The organism is Enterobacter cloacae complex sp. Mu1197, from assembly GCF_040059225.1.
In the GTDB taxonomy this organism is placed as follows: domain Bacteria; phylum Pseudomonadota; class Gammaproteobacteria; order Enterobacterales; family Enterobacteriaceae; genus Enterobacter; species Enterobacter quasiroggenkampii.
In genome coordinates this window covers 1,395,147-1,413,497 of the sequence record NZ_CP157375.1, presented here as the reverse complement: position 1 = coordinate 1,413,497, position 18,351 = coordinate 1,395,147, and the positions used below count along the sequence as shown (strand labels likewise).

Here is an 18,351-nt window from a genome sequence, read left to right as displayed (position 1 = left end):
ACTATGCAGATAATTAAACAGTGTTTTTTCTTACTGGTTCTTGGAACGGCGGCATTGTTTATGCCGCATGCGAAGGCATCATGCGATACGCCCGCTCTGCCAAAGCTGATTGACGTCGCCTCTATATCCGTCCCTTCCTCGCTGCCCGTTGGCGCAACCATTGAGGGGACGGAACAGAGCGTCCATATTTCAGGAGCCTGCTACGGCACAAGTAACTTTGGGCTGCCCATTGTCGCTTGCTATTACGGCACGGGCTCGGAAATTCCTGGACTTGCAGGTGTATATGATTCAGGTGTAAAGGGTATTGGCGTCGCGCTGATGAATGATAAAGGTCAACGCATTACCGGCGCTGGCGGTATTTATTGTAACTCGACCAGCACGCCGCTGGGGTATATCACTGACGATGCAAATCAGTCCTTTGATTTTAATGTGACGCTTGAGTTGGTCAAAACCAGCGATAACATCCAGTCAGGCGCGCTGTCCATGGCGCAAACGGAATTCGGCATCGGCGTTTATCAACACGAAGGGATTGGTAATCCGAATACCATCTCCTATGCCGGAAACGTGAATGTTCAGACTGTCACCTGCTCCGTTTCCCCTAAAAACCTCACCGTTAATTTAGGTGATTTTCCGGTCAGCGATTTTATCAGCATCGGCACGCTCTCCATGCCAGCACAGGAGTTTAACGTAACGGTCAACTGTAACGCCACGGTGCAGCCTGAAGTGAAAATCACCAGCGCTAACGGCTATGAGACCGGCTACGCTGGCGTGATCAAACTCACTCAGCAGCCCGGAATGGCCACCGGGGTCGGGGTGCGAATGTTGTTCGACAACGATATCGCCACCTTCGATCAATACGTCACGACCTCCAGCGAGGCCGTTGCCAACCAGACGCTGGATATCCCTTTCCAGGTGCGCTACCAGCAAATCAGCGACGAGGTCACGCCCGGCCCGGCCAACACCGTTGCCACCATAACTCTGGCCTATAAGTGACGATGATGAAAAAAATAGTGCTTTTCATTGGGATGGCCCTGATGACGCAGGCCTGGGCGGATGATATCCAGGTTCAGATGGTCGGGAATATCTATGCCAATACCTGCGTGATCGACAGCGCCAGCAAAAACTTAACCGTCGACCTCGGCCAGACAGCGTCCGGCAATTTTAAAGACGTGGGGGATACGGGCGAATGGAAAGAATTTTCGCTGAACGTCTCGCATTGTCCCAAAACGCTGACGCTGGCAACGGCCTTTTTCTATGGCCAGGCAGACAGCCTGCACCCGACAAAATTTGCCAACATCGGCAGCGCAAAAGGGCTAGCGCTTGAGCTGGCGGATCGGCAGGACAATATTCTCATCGCCCCGCAGGCGAGCTTTAACGCGCTGATTAATCAAAACGATCATACGGCCACCTTCCCACTCGCCGCACGCTACTACGCCACCTCCATGCCGGTGAGCGCGGGGACGTTCAGCAGCGTGGTGCAGGTGACCTTCACTTACCAGTAGGACCGCGCCCCTTAGCACGGATGCTTTTCCTGCGCCCGGCGGTCAGTGTTGCCGGGCGTTTTTTTACCTCGGGCACCTCTGGCTGTTCTATCGGAAAGATCGGCAGCGCGTTTAACAAACGTTGGCCGTAATTTTTGGTGAGCAGACGTTTGTCATAAATCACCACCTCTCCCCAGCAGCCGTGGCTACGGATCAGACGCCCGACCTGCTGAATGAGGTTAAACGACGCCGCAGGTAAGCTTTGCACCTCAAAGGGATAGCGATTGAGGCTTTTCAACCACTCGCCTTCGGTGATGACGACCGGGCTGTCGATGGGCGGGAAGGCAATTTTATGAATATGCACCTGCGTCAGGTAATCGCCCTTCAAATCCAGACCTTCCGCGAAGGACTGTAATCCCACCAGCACACTGCGCTCGCCGTTATCGATACGTTTGCGGTGCGTTTCCACCAGCCGGTAACGGGGCTGATCGCCCTGGACCAGCAGTAATAAACGCAGATCGGTGACGTGCTCCAGGAAGCGCTGCATCGCGCGCCCGCTGGCAAACAGCACCAGCATGCCGGGGTATTTTCTGCTCTCAACCTGTTCGCGGAAGTAGGCCGCCATTTCCGCAATGTGCTGCTCTTCGTTGTCGATCAGCGGCTCGAATTTCATGCGCGGGATCACCAGCTTCCCCTGCTCGCAGTGGTTAAACGGCGAGTCCAGCGCGACAAAACGATCGCCCGCTTTCTCTTTAAGCCCGCTCATTTCCTGCAAACGCGAAAAACTGTTCAGGGAGCGCAGCGTGGCAGAGGTGACCACCACGTGCGGCACGCTGCGCCAGATGAGCTTTTCCAGCTGATCGGCCACGCGGATGCCCACGCAGTGGAAAAACAGATGGACCTGCCCGTCGCGCACTTCCCGGGTGGCCCATTTGGTGACCGGCGCGCCCGACGCCTGCGCCATCGAGGCCAGCCGCCAGAGCTTGCTCTGCGCTTCAAACATGCCGAGCGCACGGTTCATTTGCAAAAGAATACGGTGCAGGCGAACCACGTCGTGCGAGCCGGTTTTCTCGCTGAGATCGTTTAAGAACATCTCCGCCAGCCCGCGTAGCTTTTCGAGATGCTTCGCCAGCTGCTGGCAAATCTCCATCACCTCGTCCGGCAGTTCGCCCATCGCAAAGCGGTGTTCCGCCTCCTGGGTTGCGGGAAGATAAAGATTCAGGATGTTGTTCAGCGATGAGATAAGGCTGTAAACCTCTTCGCAGTGGTCGCTCAGACGCTCCGGCACCGCCAGCGGCGGCGTGGTTTTCGGCCGGAACTGCTCCATGCAGGTGGCGACAAGCTTGCAGAAGAGATCCAGTTGCAGGCGGAACCAGGGGGCGGTAATTTCTGCGCTCATCTCCAGCGCGTCGCGCGCCACGTCGGGCAGATGGTGGCCTTCGTCGAGCACCAGCAGCAGGTTTTTCGGCTCCGGCAGCACCGCTTCGCTCTCCAGCGCCGCCATCACCAGGGCGTGGTTAGCCACAACCACCTCCGCTTCCTGAATTTCACGCCGGGCGACAAAAAACGGGCATTCGCGATAGTAGTGACAGTTGCGGTTCAGACAGCTGGCTTTGTCCGTGCTGAGCCTGCGCCACAAATCGTCGCTGATGGCTTTATCGGTGTGATCGCGCAGGCCGTCCCATTTATAGCCATCGAGATCGCCTTTCAGCGTTGCGCAGAGCTCCTGCTCGGCTTTGTTGTTTGGCGTGAGATCGTCGTCGAGGAACGCCAGCAGATCCTGCTGCGACGCCTCGCTGCTGGCAAGACCTGCCAGGTTACGCGGACAGACGTAGCGACCGCGACCAAAGGCGGCCGTAAACCGCAGGTCGGGGATGATTTTGCGCAGTAGCGGTAAATCTTTGCTGAAGATCTGATCCTGCAGCGCCACGTTGGCGGTGCTGACCACCAGCGTTTTGTCCTCTTCCCGCGCGATGGCAATGCCTGGAATGAGATACGACAAGGTTTTCCCGACGCCGGTCGGGGCTTCAATCGCCAGATGTCGCCCGTCGTCCCCGGCGAGCGTTTTTGCCACGTCAGCAATCATCTGCCGCTGCGGCGCTCGGGGGATGAAATCGGGGATCTGCTGTTGTAGCGCCTTATACCATGCGCCAATTTGCGCCTTGAGCGCAGCGGTTAAAGCCATCGGAAAACCTGAAATACTGTATAAACAGCCACTATTGTGGCACTTTCTCTTCGCAGCCGCAAAAAGAAAAGCCCGGCTTTATGACCGGGCTTCCAGATTACTGCGGGTTAGCAGGCTTGCGCGGGCGGCGTCGGCGCTGCCCTTCTCCTGCCGGCTTGCCTTCGCCGCTGCGCCACGGATTGTCACCGACCGGTTTGCTGTCGTTGCTACGACGCGGCGGTTTGCCCGCTGACTTCGGCGCGCCGCCTTCGGCACGGCGCGGCTGCTGACCGCGACCACCGCCGCCCTGACCGCGACCGCCCTGGCGACCGTTCTGAATCGGCTCGGCTTTGATCGACGGATCCACTTCATACCCCGGGGTTTCGATACGCGGGATCTCTTTCTTCAGCAGACGTTCGATATCACGCAGCAGCTTGTGCTCGTCCACGCAAACCAGAGAGAGCGCTTCGCCGGTTGCCGCCGCACGACCGGTACGGCCAATACGGTGCACGTAGTCTTCCGGCACGTTTGGCAGCTCGTAGTTCACCACGTGCGGCAGCTCTTCAATGTCGAGGCCACGGGCAGCAATGTCGGTTGCCACCAGCACGCGGATGTCGCCAGACTTGAAGTCCGCCAGCGCACGGGTACGCGCGCCCTGGCTCTTGTTGCCGTGGATCGCAGCGCTACGGATGCCGTCTTTATTCAGCTGTTCCGCCAGGTGGTTCGCGCCGTGCTTGGTGCGGGTAAAGACCAGCACCTGCTGCCAGTTACCCTGGCCGATCATCTGGGAGAGTAGTTCGCGCTTGCGCTTTTTATCCACAAAGTGAACGTGCTGCGTCACCTGCTCAGAGGCGGTGTTGCGGCGCGCCACTTCGACTTCCAGCGGGTTATGCAGCAGCTTTTCCGCCAGCGCCTTGATCTCGTCGGAGAAGGTCGCGGAGAAGAGCAGGTTCTGACGACGCGGCGGCAGCTTGGCCAGCACGCGACGAATATCGTGAATAAAGCCCATGTCGAGCATGCGGTCGGCTTCGTCCAGCACCAGAATTTCGATGTTATCCAGCTTCACCGCGTTCTGGTGTTCCAGATCCAGCAGACGGCCCGGCGTTGCCACCAGCACGTCCACGCCGCCGCGCAGTTTCATCATCTGCGGGTTGATGCTGACACCGCCGAACACCACCAGCGAGCGAATGTTGAGATAGCGGCTATAGTCACGCACGTTCTCGCCAATCTGCGCGGCCAGTTCGCGGGTTGGGGTGAGGATCAGCGCACGAACCGGACGACGGCCTTTAGCGTGCGGCTGGTTTTTTACCAGCAGCTCTAACAGCGGCAGCGTAAAGCCCGCGGTTTTACCGGTGCCGGTCTGGGCGCTGGCCATCAGGTCACGACCCTGAAGAACGGCAGGAATAGCCTGCTGCTGGATTGGGGTTGGCTCAACGTAGCCCTGCTCTGCGATCGCGCGCAGAATTTCCGGGTTCAGGCCAAGGGAATCAAAAGACATAAAAACTCCGAACCGCCCCGACCATCACAGGTGTAGTTTTCAGGGAGATATAACAATTAGGAGGACAAAAACCACAATGTCGCGAAGGGGCGGAGTGTAGCAGCTTTTGTGACGTGGCGCATAAAATATCCCTCCGCGTTCCCTCGACGTAAGCGTGAATCAGGCATAATCTTAATCAATCGATTGATTAATTTTTAATGCCGCCATGAATACAACACCCACAACAACCAAAGGTGAACAGGCCAAAAACCAGCTTATTGCCGCCGCGCTGGCGCAGTTTGGTGAGTACGGGCTGCATGCGACCACGCGCGATATCGCCGCGCTGGCCGGGCAAAACATTGCGGCGATTACCTACTATTTTGGCTCAAAAGAGGATTTATATCTCGCCTGCGCCGAGTGGATTGCCGATTTTATCGGCACGCAGTTTCACCCTCACGTCGAGGAGGCCACCGCGCTGCTCAGCCAGCCGTCACCCGATCGCGAGGCCATCCGCCAGCTGATCCTCACTGCCTGCCACAACATGATCCGCGTGCTGACCCACGACGATACGCTCAACCTGAGCAAGTTTATCTCCCGCGAGCAGCTCTCCCCCACTGCCGCCTATCAGCGGGTACACGATCGGGTCATTGCCCCGATGCATACCCACCTGACCCGGCTGATCGCCGCCTATACCGGGCGGGATGCCAACGATACCGCGACAATTTTGCATACCCACGCCCTGCTGGGTGAAATCCTTGCCTTCCGTCTGGGCCGGGAAACCATCCTGTTACGCACCGGCTGGACACAATTTGATGAGGATAAAGCCGCGCAGATCGGTGAGGTGATCGCCTGTCATCTCGATCTGATCCTGCAAGGCTTAACGCAAAGGAGCCTGAAGTCATGAAAAAACCTGTCGCCATCATTCTGGTGGTTGTTGTTTTACTTGCCGCGGGCGTCGGTGGATGGCTGTGGTACCAGAGCCATCAGGATAAAGGCCTGACGCTGTACGGTAACGTGGATATTCGCACGGTAAACATGAGCTTCCGCGTCGGCGGCCGTCTCGCCGCGCTGAGCGTTGACGAAGGCGATGCCATTAAAACCGGGCAGACGCTGGGGATGCTGGACAAAGCGCCCTATGAAAATGCGCTGCTGCAGGCCAAAGCGGGCGTCTCCGTTGCGCAGGCGCAGTATGACCTGATGCTGGCCGGCTATCGCGACGAAGAGATCGCTCAGGCCGCAGCGGCCGTCAAACAGGCGCAGGCGGCCTATGACTACGCGCAGAACTTCTACGCTCGCCAGCAGGGGCTGTGGAAAAGCCGAACCATTTCCGCGAATGACCTGGAAAATGCGCGCTCCTCCCGCGACCAGGCGCAGGCAACGCTGAAATCCGCGCAGGATAAATTAAGCCAGTACCACACCGGTAACCGCCCGCAGGATATCGCCCAGGCGAAAGCCAGCCTTGAACAGGCGCAGGCGCAACTGGCCCAGGCGGAGCTGGATCTGCACGACACCACGCTCATCGCACCGTCTGACGGCACGCTGATGACCCGCGCCATGGAGCCGGGCAGCATGCTCAGCGCGGGCAGCACCGTGTTAACCCTCTCCCTGACCCGCCCGGTCTGGGTACGCGCCTACATTGATGAGCCCAACCTCGGCCAGATGCAGCCGGGCCGCGAGCTGCTGCTCTATACCGACGGTCGCCCGGACAAGCCGTATCACGGCAAGGTGGGCTTTGTCTCCCCTACCGCCGAATTCACACCGAAAACAGTAGAAACGCCGGACCTGCGTACCGACCTGGTGTATCGCCTGCGCATCATCGTGACTGATGCGGATGACGCTCTGCGCCAGGGTATGCCCGTCACCGTAAAAGTGAACAGCGGGGAACGACATGAATGATGCGGTTATCCAGCTCAACAATCTGGTCAAACGCTTCGCAGGGATGGACAAACTGGCGGTCGCGCCGCTGAACTGCACCATCCAGAAAGGCTATGTCACCGGCCTGGTCGGCCCGGACGGTGCGGGAAAGACCACGCTGATGCGCATGCTGGCGGGGCTGCTGAAGCCGGATGAAGGCTCGGCCAGCGTGCTTGGCCTGGATCCGATTAAAGACGACGGCGCGCTCCACGCCATGCTCGGCTATATGCCGCAGAAGTTTGGCCTGTATGAAGACCTGACGGTGATGGAAAACCTGAACCTGTACGCCGACTTGCGCAGCGTTACCGGCGAAGCCCGACAGAAGACCTTCGCCCGCCTGCTGGAATTTACCTCCCTCGGCCCGTTCACCGACCGGCTGGCGGGCAAGCTTTCCGGTGGGATGAAGCAGAAGCTGGGTCTGGCCTGCACGCTGGTGGGCGAGCCAAAAGTGCTGCTGCTGGACGAGCCCGGCGTGGGCGTCGACCCGATATCGCGCCGCGAGCTGTGGCAGATGGTGCACGAGCTGGCGGGCGACGGGATGCTGATCCTCTGGAGCACCTCCTACCTCGATGAAGCGGAACAGTGCCGGGACGTGCTGCTGATGAACGAAGGCGAACTGCTTTATCAGGGCGAGCCGACGACGCTGACGCAGAGCATGGCCGGGCGCAGCTTCCTGCTGCACAGCCCGCAGGCGTCCAACCGTTCGCTGCTGCAGCGGGTGCTCAGGCTGCCACAGGTCAGCGACGGGATGATTCAGGGCCGCTCGGTGCGGGTGATCCTCAAAAAAGAGGCCACCGTCGACGATATTCGCCATGCGCCCGGCATGCCTGAGATCGACATGGAAGAGACGGCGCCGCGCTTCGAAGATGCGTTTATCGACCTGCTGGGCGGCGCGGGGACATCTGAGTCTCCACTTGGCGCAATTCTGCACACGGTGGACGGCACGCCGGGCGAAACGGTGATCGAAGCCAAATCCCTCACCAAAAAGTTCGGGGATTTCGCCGCCACCGATAACGTCAATTTCGCGGTAAAACGCGGCGAGATTTTTGGCCTGCTTGGACCGAACGGCGCGGGAAAATCGACCACCTTTAAGATGATGTGCGGCCTGCTGGTGCCGACGTCCGGCAAAGCGCTGGTGCTGGATATGGATCTGAAGGTCAGCTCCGGCAAGGCGCGCCAGCATCTGGGCTATATGGCGCAGAAGTTCTCGCTGTATGGCAACCTGACGGTCGAGCAGAATCTGCGCTTTTTCTCTGGCGTGTATGGCCTGCGCGGACGGGCGCAGAACGAGAAGATCCGCCGCATGAGCGACGCCTTCGGGTTAACGACGATTGCTTCTCACGCCACCGACGAACTGCCGCTCGGCTTTAAGCAGCGGCTGGCGCTGGCCTGCTCGCTGATGCACGAGCCGGATATTCTGTTTCTGGATGAGCCGACCTCCGGCGTTGATCCCCTCACCCGCCGCGAGTTCTGGCTGCATATCAACAGCATGGTGGAAAAAGGGGTGACCGTGATGGTGACCACCCACTTCATGGACGAGGCGGAGTACTGCGACCGCATCGGGCTGGTGTATCGCGGCAAGCTGATTGCCCACGGTACACCGGACGACCTGAAAAACCAGGCCGCCGACGATGAGGTCCCGGACCCGACCATGGAGCAGGCGTTTATCACCCTCATCCACGACTGGGATAAGGAGAATGCCCATGCGCAGTAACGCCATTTCCTGGCGCCGGGTGCGCGCGTTGTGCATAAAAGAGACGCGGCAGATCGTGCGTGACCCCAGCAGTTGGCTGATTGCGGTGGTGATCCCCCTGCTGCTGCTGTTTATCTTTGGCTACGGCATTAACCTGGACTCCAGCAAGCTGCGGGTCGGGATTTTGCTGGAGCAGCAGAGCGAGGAGGCGCTGGACTTCACCCACGCCATGACCGGCTCGCCCTACATTGACGCCACCATCAGCGACAATCGTCAGGAACTGATCCAGAAGATGCAGGCCGGGAAAATTCGCGGTCTGATCGTCATTCCGGTGGATTTTGCCGCCAATATGGCGCGGGCGAATACCGATGCGCCGATCCAGGTGATCACCGACGGCAGCGAGCCAAACACCGCGAACTTCGTGCAGGGCTACGCGGAGGGGATCTGGCAGCTCTGGCAGATGCAGCGGGCGGAAGATCGGGGTGAAGAATTTAAACCGCTCATCGACGTGCAGACGCGCTACTGGTTTAACCCCGCCGCCATCAGCCAGCACTTTATTATTCCGGGCGCGGTGACGATTATCATGACGGTCATTGGCGCGATTCTGACCTCGCTGGTGATCGCCCGCGAGTGGGAGCGCGGCACCATGGAAGCGCTGCTTTCAACTGAAGTGACGCGCGTCGAGCTGCTGCTGTGCAAGCTTATTCCCTACTACTTCCTCGGCATGCTGGCGATGCTGCTCTGCATGCTGGTGTCCGTCTTTATCCTCGGCGTGCCGTATCGCGGCTCGCTGGTGGTGCTGTTCTTTATCACCAGCCTGTTTTTACTCAGCACGCTAGGGATGGGGCTGCTCATCTCCACCATCACCCGCAACCAGTTTAACGCGGCCCAGGTGGCCCTCAACGCCGCCTTTTTGCCGTCGATTATGCTGTCCGGCTTTATCTTCCAGATAGACAGCATGCCTGCCGTGATCCGCGCCGTGACCTACGTGATTCCGGCGCGCTACTTTGTGAGCACGCTGCAGAGCCTGTTCCTGGCAGGGAATATTCCGGTGGTGCTGATCGTCAACACGCTGTTTTTACTGGCGTCTGCGGCGATGTTTATCGGGTTAACGTGGATGAAAACCAAACGGCGGTTAGATTAAGGAGCGCGCATGTTTCACCGTTTATGGACGTTAATACGCAAAGAGCTGCAATCCCTGCTGCGCGAGCCGCAAACCCGCGCCATTCTGGTGTTGCCGGTGCTGATCCAGGTTTTACTGTTCCCGTTTGCCGCCACGCTGGAGGTGACCAATGCCACCATCGCCATTTACAACGAAGACAACGGCAAACACGCCGTTGAGCTGACGCAGCGTTTTGCCCGCGCGAAAGCCTTTACCCACATCCTGCTGCTGAAAAGCCCGCAGGAGATCCAGCCTACCATCGACACGCAAAAAGCGCTGCTGCTGGTGCGGTTCCCGGCTGATTTCTCCCGCAATCTGGATACCTTCCAGACCGCGCCGCTGCAGTTGATCCTCGACGGACGCAACTCCAACAGCGCCCAGATCGCGGCCAACTATCTGCAGCAGGTCGTGAAGGATTACCAGCAGGAGCTGATGGACGGCAAACCGAAGCCCAACAACAGCGAACTGGTGGTGCGCAACTGGTATAACCCGAATCTGGACTACAAGTGGTTTGTGGTGCCGTCGCTGATCGCCATGATCACCACCATCGGGGTGATGATCGTCACTTCCCTCTCCGTCGCCCGCGAGCGCGAACAGGGCACGCTGGATCAGCTGCTGGTCTCCCCGCTCGCCACCTGGCAAATTTTCGTCGGCAAAGCGGTGCCGGCGCTGATTGTCGCGACCTTCCAGGCCACCATCGTGCTGGGGGTGGGAATTTGGGCCTACCAGATCCCGTTCGCCGGATCGCTGGCGCTGTTTTACTTCACGATGGTGATTTACGGGCTGTCGCTGGTGGGGTTTGGGCTGCTGATTTCCGCACTCTGCTCGACGCAGCAGCAGGCGTTTATCGGGGTATTCGTCTTTATGATGCCCGCGATCCTGCTCTCGGGGTACGTCTCACCCGTCGAGAATATGCCGGTGTGGCTCCAGGATCTGACGTGGATAAACCCGATACGACACTTTACGGATATCACCAAGCAGATCTATCTGAAGGATGCGAGTCTGGATATTGTCTGGGGAAGTTTGTGGCCGCTACTGGTCATCGCGGCCACGACGGGCTCAGTGGCGTACGCGATGTTTAGACGCAACATCGCGTAGCTTTTTCTCTTTGGTCAGCAACGAGACCACCGCAGGCCCTGCGAGGATAGCCAGACCCGCCAGGGCCAGCAGCAGGTTGTTCTGTAGGACGCGTGACAGCAGCCACAAGACAATCATCGCTGCACCAAAGTACCAGGTGGTGGTGAGCTCTTCGAGCACATCACCCACCTCACGCCAGCGCGCGTCATGGTGGCGCTGTAAGAACAGCATCGACAGCACGGTGACGCCGTAAAGGACGCATAGCCCCAGGCCAACACGCACCAGCGTGCCGCTCATCCAGCCCATCACCAGTACGGCCACGACCAGTAAATGCAACATTATCTGCCAGCAACTCAGGCCAGTTGCGACACGAACACGTTGTTGCCACTTCATGGCTTCTCTCCTGAAGGATTTTTCTCTGCTTAATCAGACTACCGCACTTTACGGAAAATTCCGTAACGCCGCATCTTTTTGTGACGCCGACTACACTTTATTTTCATTGGGATAGTCACTCAGGAAGGAGCTTATGACGAAAAAAATGCAGCATTTCTCGCTTAAAGTGCTGACGATAAACATTCATAAAGGCTTCACAGCATTTAACCGCCGCTTCATTTTACCGGAGCTGCGCGACGCGGTGCGCACCGTCAGCGCGGATATTGTCTGCCTGCAGGAAGTGATGGGCGCACACGAAGTGCATCCGCTTCACTTTGAGAACTGGCCCGACACGCCGCACTATGAATTTCTGGCTGACACCATGTGGAGTGATTATGCCTACGGCCGCAACGCGGTCTATCCGGAAGGGCATCACGGCAACGCGGTGCTGTCCCGCTACCCCATTGAACATTACGAGAACCGCGACGTTTCCGTCGGGGAGAGCGAAAAACGCGGCCTGCTGTACTGCCGCATTACCCCGCCCGACCTTGAGCTGCCCATCCACGTCGGCTGCGTTCACCTGGGCCTGCGCGAAGCCCATCGTCAGGCGCAGCTGAAAATGCTGGCCGAATGGGCCAACGCGCTGCCTGACGGTGAACCTGTTGTCGTGGCAGGCGATTTCAACGACTGGCGCCAGCGGGCAAACCACCCCCTGAAGGTGGAGGCAGGACTGGAGGAAATTTTCACCCGGGCGAACGGCAGGCCTGCGCGCACGTTTCCAGTCCGTTTCCCGCTGCTGCGGCTTGACCGCATCTACGTAAAAAATGCCCATGCCAGCAGCCCGACCGCCCTGGCGCTCCTTAACTGGCGGCATCTTTCCGACCATGCCCCGCTCAGCGCGGAGATCCACCTATGAAATGTTCCTGGCAGGAAGGCAACCGGATCACGTTGCTGGTCAACGGGGACGAGTATTACCCGGCCGTGTTTAAGGCGATTGATCACGCCCAGCAGAAGGTGATCCTCGAAACTTTCATCTGGTTCGAAGACAACGTCGGCAAGCAGCTGCACAGCGTGCTCCTGCGCGCCGCCCAGCGCGGCGTCAAAATTGAAGTGCTGCTGGATGGCTACGGCTCGCCGGACCTTAGCGATGCGTTCGTCAATGAACTGACCGCCGCGGGGGTGGTGTTCCGCTACTACGATCCCGGCCCTCGCCTGTTCGGCATGCGTACCAACCTTTTCCGCCGGATGCACCGCAAAATTGTGGTGGTGGATGAGACGGTGGCGTTTGTCGGCGGCATTAACTACTCCGCTGAGCATATGTCCGACTACGGCCCGGAAGCGAAGCAGGATTACGCCATTCGCATTGAAGGCCCGGTGGTGCAGGACATCTTGCTGTTTGAGCTGGAGAACCTGCCGGGGAAAGAGGCCGTTCGCCGCTGGTGGCGACGCCGCCATCGCCCGGAAGAGAACCGGAAGCCCGGTGAAGCGCAGGCGCTTTTCGTCTGGCGCGACAACGGCGAGCACCGGGACGACATTGAACGCCACTACCTTAAGATGCTCGCCAACGCCAAGCGCGAAGTGATTATTGCTAACGCCTACTTTTTCCCGGGCTATCGCCTGCTGCATGCCATGCGCAATGCTGCCCGTCGCGGCGTGCGCGTGAAGCTGATCGTGCAGGGCGAGCCGGATATGCCGATCGTCAAAGTAGGGGCGCGGCTGCTGTATAACTACCTGGTGAAGGGCGGCGTCCAGATCTACGAATACCGCCGTCGGCCGCTGCACGGCAAAGTCGCGCTGATGGACGATCACTGGGCCACCGTGGGCTCCAGCAACCTCGATCCGCTGAGCCTGTCGCTGAATCTTGAAGCCAACCTGATCATTCACGACCGCCAGTTTAATCAGACTCTGCGGGATAACCTGCAGGCGTTGATCGTTAACGACTGCGTGCGCGTGGATGAGTCCATGGTTCCCAAACGCACCTGGTGGAACCTGGGCATCAGCGTGGTGGTGTTCCACTTTCTGCGGCATTTCCCGGCGATGGTCGGCTGGCTGCCAGCGCATACGCCGAAGCTGGCGCAGGTGGACCCGCCGGTACAACCCGAAATGGAAACCCAGGACCGCATAGAAGCGGAAGACGGAGGCAAACCCTGATGTCGAAATCGCATCCACGCTGGCGTCTGGCAAAAAAGATCCTCACCTGGGTATTCTTTATTGCCGTCGCGGTGCTGCTGGTGGTCTACGCGCAGAAAGTGGACTGGGAAGAGGTGTGGAAGGTTATCCGCAACTATAACCGGATGGTGCTGCTGGGCGCGACGGGGCTGGTTATCGTGAGCTACCTGATGTACGGCTGCTATGATCTGCTGGGTCGGGCCTACTGCGGCCACAAGCTGGCCAAACGTCAGGTAATGCTGGTGTCGTTTATCTGCTACGCCTTTAACCTGACGCTGAGCACCTGGGTCGGGGGGATTGGCATGCGCTATCGCCTCTACTCGCGGCTCGGCCTGCCGGGCGGGACCATCACGCGCATTTTTTCCCTGAGCATTACCACCAACTGGCTGGGCTATATTCTGCTCGGCGGGGTGATCTTCACCATCGGCGTGGTGCAGCTGCCCGCGCACTGGTATATCGATGAGGCTACGCTGCGCATTCTGGGCATCGTACTGCTGCTGATTATCGCCGTTTATCTGTGGGCCTGCGCCTTTGCCAGACGCCGTCATATGACCATTAAAGGGCAAAAGCTGGTTCTGCCCTCGTGGAAGTTTGCGGTGCTGCAGATGGCGGTTTCCAGCGCCAACTGGATGGCGATGGGAGCCATCATCTGGCTGCTGATCGGCGAGGACGTAAACTACTTCTTCGTGCTGGGCGTGCTACTGGTGAGCAGTATTGCCGGGGTGATTGTGCATATTCCGGCGGGGATCGGCGTGCTGGAGGCGGTGTTTCTTGCCCTGCTGGCCGGGGAGCATGTTTCTCAGGGAACGATTATCGCCGCCCTGCTGGCGTACAGGATGCTGTATTACTTCTTGCCGCTGGCGCTGGCAACGGTCTGCTATCTGGTGCTGGAAAGTCGGGCGAAGAAGCTGCGGGCGAAGAATGAGAGGATGCTAGCGAAGTGAATAAGTCGGGTGGCGGCTTCGCCTTACCCGACCTACGGTTCGCGATTCGTAGGCCGGGTAAGGCGAAGCCGCCACCCGGCAAAGCAATCTTAGCGACGGTTGCCTAAAATCCGCAACAGCATCAGGAACAGGTTGATGAAGTCCAAATAGAGCGTCAGCGCGCCCAGAATCGAATATTTGCGCAGGTTTGAACTGTCGCGCACGTCGATCTGCTCGCCGATGTTTTTCAGCTTCTGCGTGTCATACGCCGTCAACCCGACGAAGAGCACCACTCCGATATAGGTCACGGCCCACATCAGCGCTTCGCTCTTCAGCCACAGGTTCACCAGCGACGCCAGCACAATCCCAATCAGCCCCATAAACAGCATGCTGCCGAAACCGCTCAGATCGCGCTTCGTGGTGTAACCGTACAGGCTCATCGCACCAAACATCCCGCCGGTGACCACGAAGGTGCTGGCGATGGATGAGTAGGTATAAACGATAAAGATGCTGGAAAGCGTCAGCCCCGTTAGCGCCGAATAGAGCATAAACAGGGTCGTTGCCATGCCGGCACTCAGCTTGTGCACCAGACCCGAAAGCACAAACACCAGCGCCAGCTGCGCGATAATCAGCCCAAAGAAAGTGATCTTGCTGGAGAAGATAAACATCATCAGCTCCGGCGTGTTCGCCGCATACCACGCGATAAACGCGGTAAGCAGCAGGCCAACCGTCATCCAGCCGTACACCTGAGCCATATACGTCTGCAGGCCGCTACGGGTCTGCTGTACTATTGAATCGGAACGCGGAAATCGGTCCATGATTCACTCCTGATTAAGATTAAGTAGACACACTAGTTAAGAGTAACACATCCACGTAAACCGACTACCAACGGCTGGCGGCCTGCTTATCGCTGTCGCGAGATTCTACCCAGCGATCGCCTTCCGGCGTGGCTTCGCGCTTCCAGAACGGCGCTTTGGTTTTGAGGTAATCCATAATGAACTCCCCTGCGGCAAACGCGCTGCCGCGGTGGGCGCTGGTCACCCCGACAAAGACAATCTCCTCGCCAGGCCACATCTCACCGATGCGGTGAATCACCGTGACGCGCCCGAGCGGCCAGCGGCCTCGCGCCTCGTCCACAATCTCCGCCAGCGATTTTTCCGTCATGCCGGGATAGTGCTCCAGCGTCAGCGCCTTCACGCTGTCGCCGAGGTTGTGGTTGCGCACCTTGCCAGTAAAGGTCACGACCGCGCCGTCTTCATCGCGTTCCGCCAGCCAGCTGTATTCGGTCCCCACGTTAAAACGCTCGGGGCTTACCAGAATTCGGGTTTCAGCCATCTTAGCCCCCTGTCACCGGCGGGAAGAAGGCCACTTCATCCCCGGCCTTCAGCGGATGGGTAAGCTCCACCAGCGTCTGGTTAACGGCGGCCAGCAGCTTGCCTTCGTCCAGCGCCAGCGCCCAGCGGTCGCTCTGTGCCGCCAGATGCGCGCGCAGGGCCGCAACGTTTTCAAAAGAGGCATCCAGCGTCAGGCTGTCGGTATTCACCAGCTCGCGCACCTGCGCAAAAAAGAGCACCTTAATCATGGCTGTCCACCTTAAAATCACCGGATTTGCCGCCGCTTTTTGCCAGCAGGCGAACCGGGCCAATCACCATATCTTTCTGCACCGCTTTGCACATGTCGTAGATGGTCAGCGCGGCAACGGAGGCCGCCGTCAGCGCCTCCATCTCCACGCCGGTTTTGCCGGTTAAGCGGCAGAGTGACTCAATGCGCACGCGACTCTGCTCCGGCTGGGCCTGCAGGTTCACCTCCACCTTGCTCAGCATCAGCGGATGGCACAGCGGGATGAGATCCCAGGTGCGCTTGGCGGCCTGAATACCCGCGATGCGCGCGGTCGCAAAGACATCACCCTTGTGATGGCTGCCGTCGATAATCATCGCCAGCGTTTCCGGCAGCATGGTGACGAACGCTTCGGCGCGCGCCTCGCGCACCGTTTCCGCTTTGGCGGAGACGTCCACCATATGCGCTTCGCCAGCGGCGTTAATGTGGGTCAGTTGTGACATAGCTTATTTCTTTAAATGGGGATGGAAATTACACGGACGGGTACGGGCGTCCAGCTGCGGGGCGATAATGTTTTCCCACGCGGTGCGGCAGGCTTTTGTCGAGCCCGGCATGGCGAAAATCAGGGTTTTGTTCGCCATCCCGGCAACGGCGCGCGACTGCAGCGTGGAGGTGCCAATCTCTTCAAAGGAGAGCATGCGGAACACCTCGCCGAAGCCTTCCACCTCGCGGTCGAACAGCGGGAGCAGCGCTTCAGGCGCCTGATCGCCCGCGGTAAAGCCGGTGCCGCCGGTGATCAGCACCACCTGCACCTCATCACTGGCGATCCACTGCGAGACCTGCGCGCGAATGGCGTAGCGGTTCTCCTTCACGATCGCTTTATCAACAATGTTATGCCCCGCGTCATGGGCCGCCTCGCGCAGCCAGTGGCCGGAGGTATCATCCTCTTCGCCACGGCGGTCGGAAACGGTAAGGATCGCAATGCGTGTCGGGATAAATTCTGCGCTGACCTGACTCATCTTCTGATTCCTTCTTAAGACTGGTTACCCGCCAATATAAGACAGGTTCTGAGTAATGCCGGTATTGCCCTGATGCAGGAAGTGGGTCTGTTTTTTATGCGTCAGTGCTTCAGAAATGCGCGCTTCAAGCGCGTCCTGCTGCGCATCGTCTTCCAGCAGATCGCGAAGGTCCACGCCGCCGTCGCCGAACAGGCAGAGATGGAGTTTGCCCACGGAAGAGACGCGCAGGCGGTTGCAGCTGGCGCAGAAGTCTTTCTCGTAAGGCATGATAAGCCCGATCTCGCCTTCATAATCAGGATGGCAGAAGACCTGCGCCGGACCGTCGCTGCGCTGGCGGATCTGGTGGATCCAGCCGCGCCTGAGCAGTTCGTCGCGCAGCACCATGCCGGAGATGTGATGGCGGCGAAACAGCTCGCTGCCCTCGCCGGTTTCCATCAGCTCAATAAAACGCAGCTGAATGGGGCGGGATTTGATCCACGCCAGGAAGGTATCAAGCTGGTGATGGTTTACATCACGCATCAGCACCGTGTTGACTTTGACTTTTTCGAAGCCGGCCGCAAATGCCGCATCGATACCGTCCATGACCTGCTGGAATTTATCCTGGCCGGTAATGGCGTGAAACTGGCGGGCGTCCAGACTGTCCACGCTGACGTTAATAGCGGTTAAGCCCGCATCGCGCCAGGTGGCCACGTCGCGGGCCATACGGTAGCCATTGGTCGTCACCGCAATCTGGCGGATACGTTCGTTTTCACGCACGGCGGCAATGATGTCGGGGAAATCGCGGCGCAGCGAGGGTTCACCGCCGGTAAGGCGCACTTTTTCGGTGCCGAGCTCAGAGAAGGCGCGCGTGACGCGGCGCACTTCATCCACGGAGAGAAAGCCGTTATTGGTGACGCTGCCCGGTTTGTAGCCGTCGGGCAGGCAGTAGGTGCAACGGAAATTGCACACATCGGTAATCGACAGACGTAAGTAATAAAACTTACGCGCGAAAGCATCAGTAAGTTGTGAAGCCATGTACACCTTTCCAGATCGGGAGGCACAGTCATTTCTTTCTGTACCCTGGTGGCAAATTCGCCACGGCCAGAGCGCCATATCTTTCGACACAGGCACAAGGGCTAGAGTGTATGTTTTCAATGTTGAAAACGTGGTTAGGGCGATAGTAGCGCGGAAATTCGGACAGCGCCATTGTCGCTTTTCGCTATATAATTACGTATATAGCGAATCATTCGTCCATTTTCGCTACAGAATACCTAAAAATCGCACTTTCACATTGATATACGTCATTTTGCATCGGGTGAGGCATCGTCTTTTAGGGGTAGTTAGGTTACTGTTACGCGATCGAA

The 18,351-nt window shown here is 58.6% G+C and carries 19 protein-coding genes and 1 riboswitch; of the genes, 10 read left to right on the top strand and 9 right to left on the bottom strand.

All coding sequences use genetic code 11. The features are described from left to right. Nucleotides 1-3 precede the first annotated feature (3 nt). Nucleotides 4-993 carry a fimbrial protein gene (locus ABFV38_RS06695; protein ID WP_348958889.1) on the top strand — a complete coding sequence of 330 codons (990 nt, stop codon included), beginning with the start codon at nucleotides 4-6 and terminating at the stop codon, nucleotides 991-993. Between the two features lie 5 nt (nucleotides 994-998). Then, the gene (locus ABFV38_RS06690; RefSeq protein ID WP_048027613.1) at nucleotides 999-1,502 is read left to right on the top strand and encodes a fimbrial protein; all 504 of its coding nucleotides are present in this window, start codon (nucleotides 999-1,001) and stop codon (nucleotides 1,500-1,502) included. Here ABFV38_RS06690 and dinG read toward each other — a convergent pair. Together dinG and rhlE are read right to left on the bottom strand one after the other, a co-directional pair. Further along, nucleotides 1,489-3,666 carry an ATP-dependent DNA helicase DinG gene (dinG, locus tag ABFV38_RS06685; protein WP_048027009.1) on the bottom strand — a complete coding sequence of 726 codons (2,178 nt, stop codon included), beginning with the start codon at nucleotides 3,664-3,666 and terminating at the stop codon, nucleotides 1,489-1,491. The genes ABFV38_RS06690 and dinG overlap by 14 nt on opposite strands. A 97-nt stretch (nucleotides 3,667-3,763) precedes the next feature. Further along, nucleotides 3,764-5,143, bottom strand: coding sequence for an ATP-dependent RNA helicase RhlE (gene rhlE / locus ABFV38_RS06680; protein ID WP_348958886.1), 1,380 nt, complete (start codon nucleotides 5,141-5,143; stop codon nucleotides 3,764-3,766). A gap of 205 nt (nucleotides 5,144-5,348) precedes the next feature. On the opposite strand from rhlE, the gene cecR reads away from it, so the two are divergent. From cecR to ABFV38_RS06655, 5 genes are read left to right on the top strand one after another with little or no spacing between them, the layout of a single operon-like run. Beyond that, nucleotides 5,349-6,026 (top strand): transcriptional regulator CecR, encoded by a 678-nt coding sequence (gene cecR / locus ABFV38_RS06675; protein ID WP_348958885.1) that lies wholly within the window; start codon nucleotides 5,349-5,351, stop codon nucleotides 6,024-6,026. Continuing rightward, complete coding sequence (gene hlyD / locus ABFV38_RS06670; protein WP_348958883.1) at nucleotides 6,023-7,018, top strand: secretion protein HlyD; 996 nt, start codon at nucleotides 6,023-6,025, stop codon at nucleotides 7,016-7,018. Before cecR ends, hlyD begins: the two co-directional genes overlap by 4 nt. After that, nucleotides 7,011-8,750, top strand: coding sequence for an ATP-binding cassette domain-containing protein (locus ABFV38_RS06665; RefSeq protein WP_348958882.1), 1,740 nt, complete (start codon nucleotides 7,011-7,013; stop codon nucleotides 8,748-8,750). Before hlyD ends, ABFV38_RS06665 begins: the two co-directional genes overlap by 8 nt. Then, complete coding sequence (locus ABFV38_RS06660) at nucleotides 8,740-9,873, top strand: ABC transporter permease (protein WP_045909495.1); 1,134 nt, start codon at nucleotides 8,740-8,742, stop codon at nucleotides 9,871-9,873. The genes ABFV38_RS06665 and ABFV38_RS06660 overlap by 11 nt, the downstream gene beginning before the upstream one ends. A gap of 9 nt (nucleotides 9,874-9,882) precedes the next feature. Next, complete coding sequence (locus ABFV38_RS06655; protein WP_045909494.1) at nucleotides 9,883-10,989, top strand: ABC transporter permease; 1,107 nt, start codon at nucleotides 9,883-9,885, stop codon at nucleotides 10,987-10,989. On the opposite strand, the gene ABFV38_RS06650 is transcribed toward ABFV38_RS06655, so the two are convergent. After that, nucleotides 10,951-11,361 carry a YbhQ family protein gene (locus ABFV38_RS06650; RefSeq protein ID WP_047173454.1) on the bottom strand — a complete coding sequence of 137 codons (411 nt, stop codon included), beginning with the start codon at nucleotides 11,359-11,361 and terminating at the stop codon, nucleotides 10,951-10,953. The genes ABFV38_RS06655 and ABFV38_RS06650 overlap by 39 nt on opposite strands. 133 nt (nucleotides 11,362-11,494) lie before the next feature. Here ABFV38_RS06650 and ABFV38_RS06645 point away from each other — a divergent pair, with 133 nt between their 5' ends. The 3 genes from ABFV38_RS06645 to ABFV38_RS06635 are packed head-to-tail and all read left to right on the top strand — an operon-like array spanning nucleotide 11,495 to nucleotide 14,453. Further along, nucleotides 11,495-12,256, top strand: coding sequence for an endonuclease/exonuclease/phosphatase family protein (locus tag ABFV38_RS06645; protein WP_048222143.1), 762 nt, complete (start codon nucleotides 11,495-11,497; stop codon nucleotides 12,254-12,256). Then, nucleotides 12,253-13,491 (top strand): cardiolipin synthase ClsB, encoded by a 1,239-nt coding sequence (gene clsB, locus ABFV38_RS06640; RefSeq protein ID WP_045909491.1) that lies wholly within the window; start codon nucleotides 12,253-12,255, stop codon nucleotides 13,489-13,491. Before ABFV38_RS06645 ends, clsB begins: the two co-directional genes overlap by 4 nt. Then, nucleotides 13,491-14,453 (top strand): YbhN family protein, encoded by a 963-nt coding sequence (locus tag ABFV38_RS06635; protein ID WP_348958879.1) that lies wholly within the window; start codon nucleotides 13,491-13,493, stop codon nucleotides 14,451-14,453. Before clsB ends, ABFV38_RS06635 begins: the two co-directional genes overlap by 1 nt. An 89-nt stretch (nucleotides 14,454-14,542) precedes the next feature. On the opposite strand, the gene ABFV38_RS06630 is transcribed toward ABFV38_RS06635, so the two are convergent. From ABFV38_RS06630 to moaA, 6 genes are all read right to left on the bottom strand, one after another. Then, complete coding sequence (locus ABFV38_RS06630) at nucleotides 14,543-15,250, bottom strand: Bax inhibitor-1/YccA family protein (RefSeq protein ID WP_069719576.1); 708 nt, start codon at nucleotides 15,248-15,250, stop codon at nucleotides 14,543-14,545. 64 nt (nucleotides 15,251-15,314) lie between these two features. Further along, the gene (gene moaE / locus ABFV38_RS06625) at nucleotides 15,315-15,767 is read right to left on the bottom strand and encodes a molybdopterin synthase catalytic subunit MoaE (protein ID WP_229225526.1); all 453 of its coding nucleotides are present in this window, start codon (nucleotides 15,765-15,767) and stop codon (nucleotides 15,315-15,317) included. Nucleotide 15,768: 1 nt separating this feature from the next. Then, a complete protein-coding gene (gene moaD, locus ABFV38_RS06620; RefSeq protein WP_008501143.1) occupies nucleotides 15,769-16,014 on the bottom strand; it encodes a molybdopterin synthase sulfur carrier subunit in 246 nt (81 codons plus the stop codon). Then, on the bottom strand, nucleotides 16,007-16,492 hold the full coding sequence (gene moaC, locus ABFV38_RS06615; RefSeq protein WP_023292962.1) for a cyclic pyranopterin monophosphate synthase MoaC: 486 nt from the start codon (nucleotides 16,490-16,492) through the stop codon (nucleotides 16,007-16,009). The genes moaD and moaC overlap by 8 nt, the downstream gene beginning before the upstream one ends. Nucleotides 16,493-16,495: 3 nt before the next feature. Beyond that, nucleotides 16,496-17,008, bottom strand: coding sequence for a molybdenum cofactor biosynthesis protein B (moaB, locus tag ABFV38_RS06610; protein WP_348958878.1), 513 nt, complete (start codon nucleotides 17,006-17,008; stop codon nucleotides 16,496-16,498). A gap of 24 nt (nucleotides 17,009-17,032) precedes the next feature. Continuing rightward, complete coding sequence (moaA, locus tag ABFV38_RS06605) at nucleotides 17,033-18,022, bottom strand: GTP 3',8-cyclase MoaA (RefSeq protein ID WP_048222132.1); 990 nt, start codon at nucleotides 18,020-18,022, stop codon at nucleotides 17,033-17,035. Further along, nucleotides 18,010-18,143: riboswitch (molybdenum cofactor riboswitch) on the bottom strand. Its footprint overlaps the gene before it by 13 nt. Nucleotides 18,144-18,351: the final 208 nt, after the last annotated feature.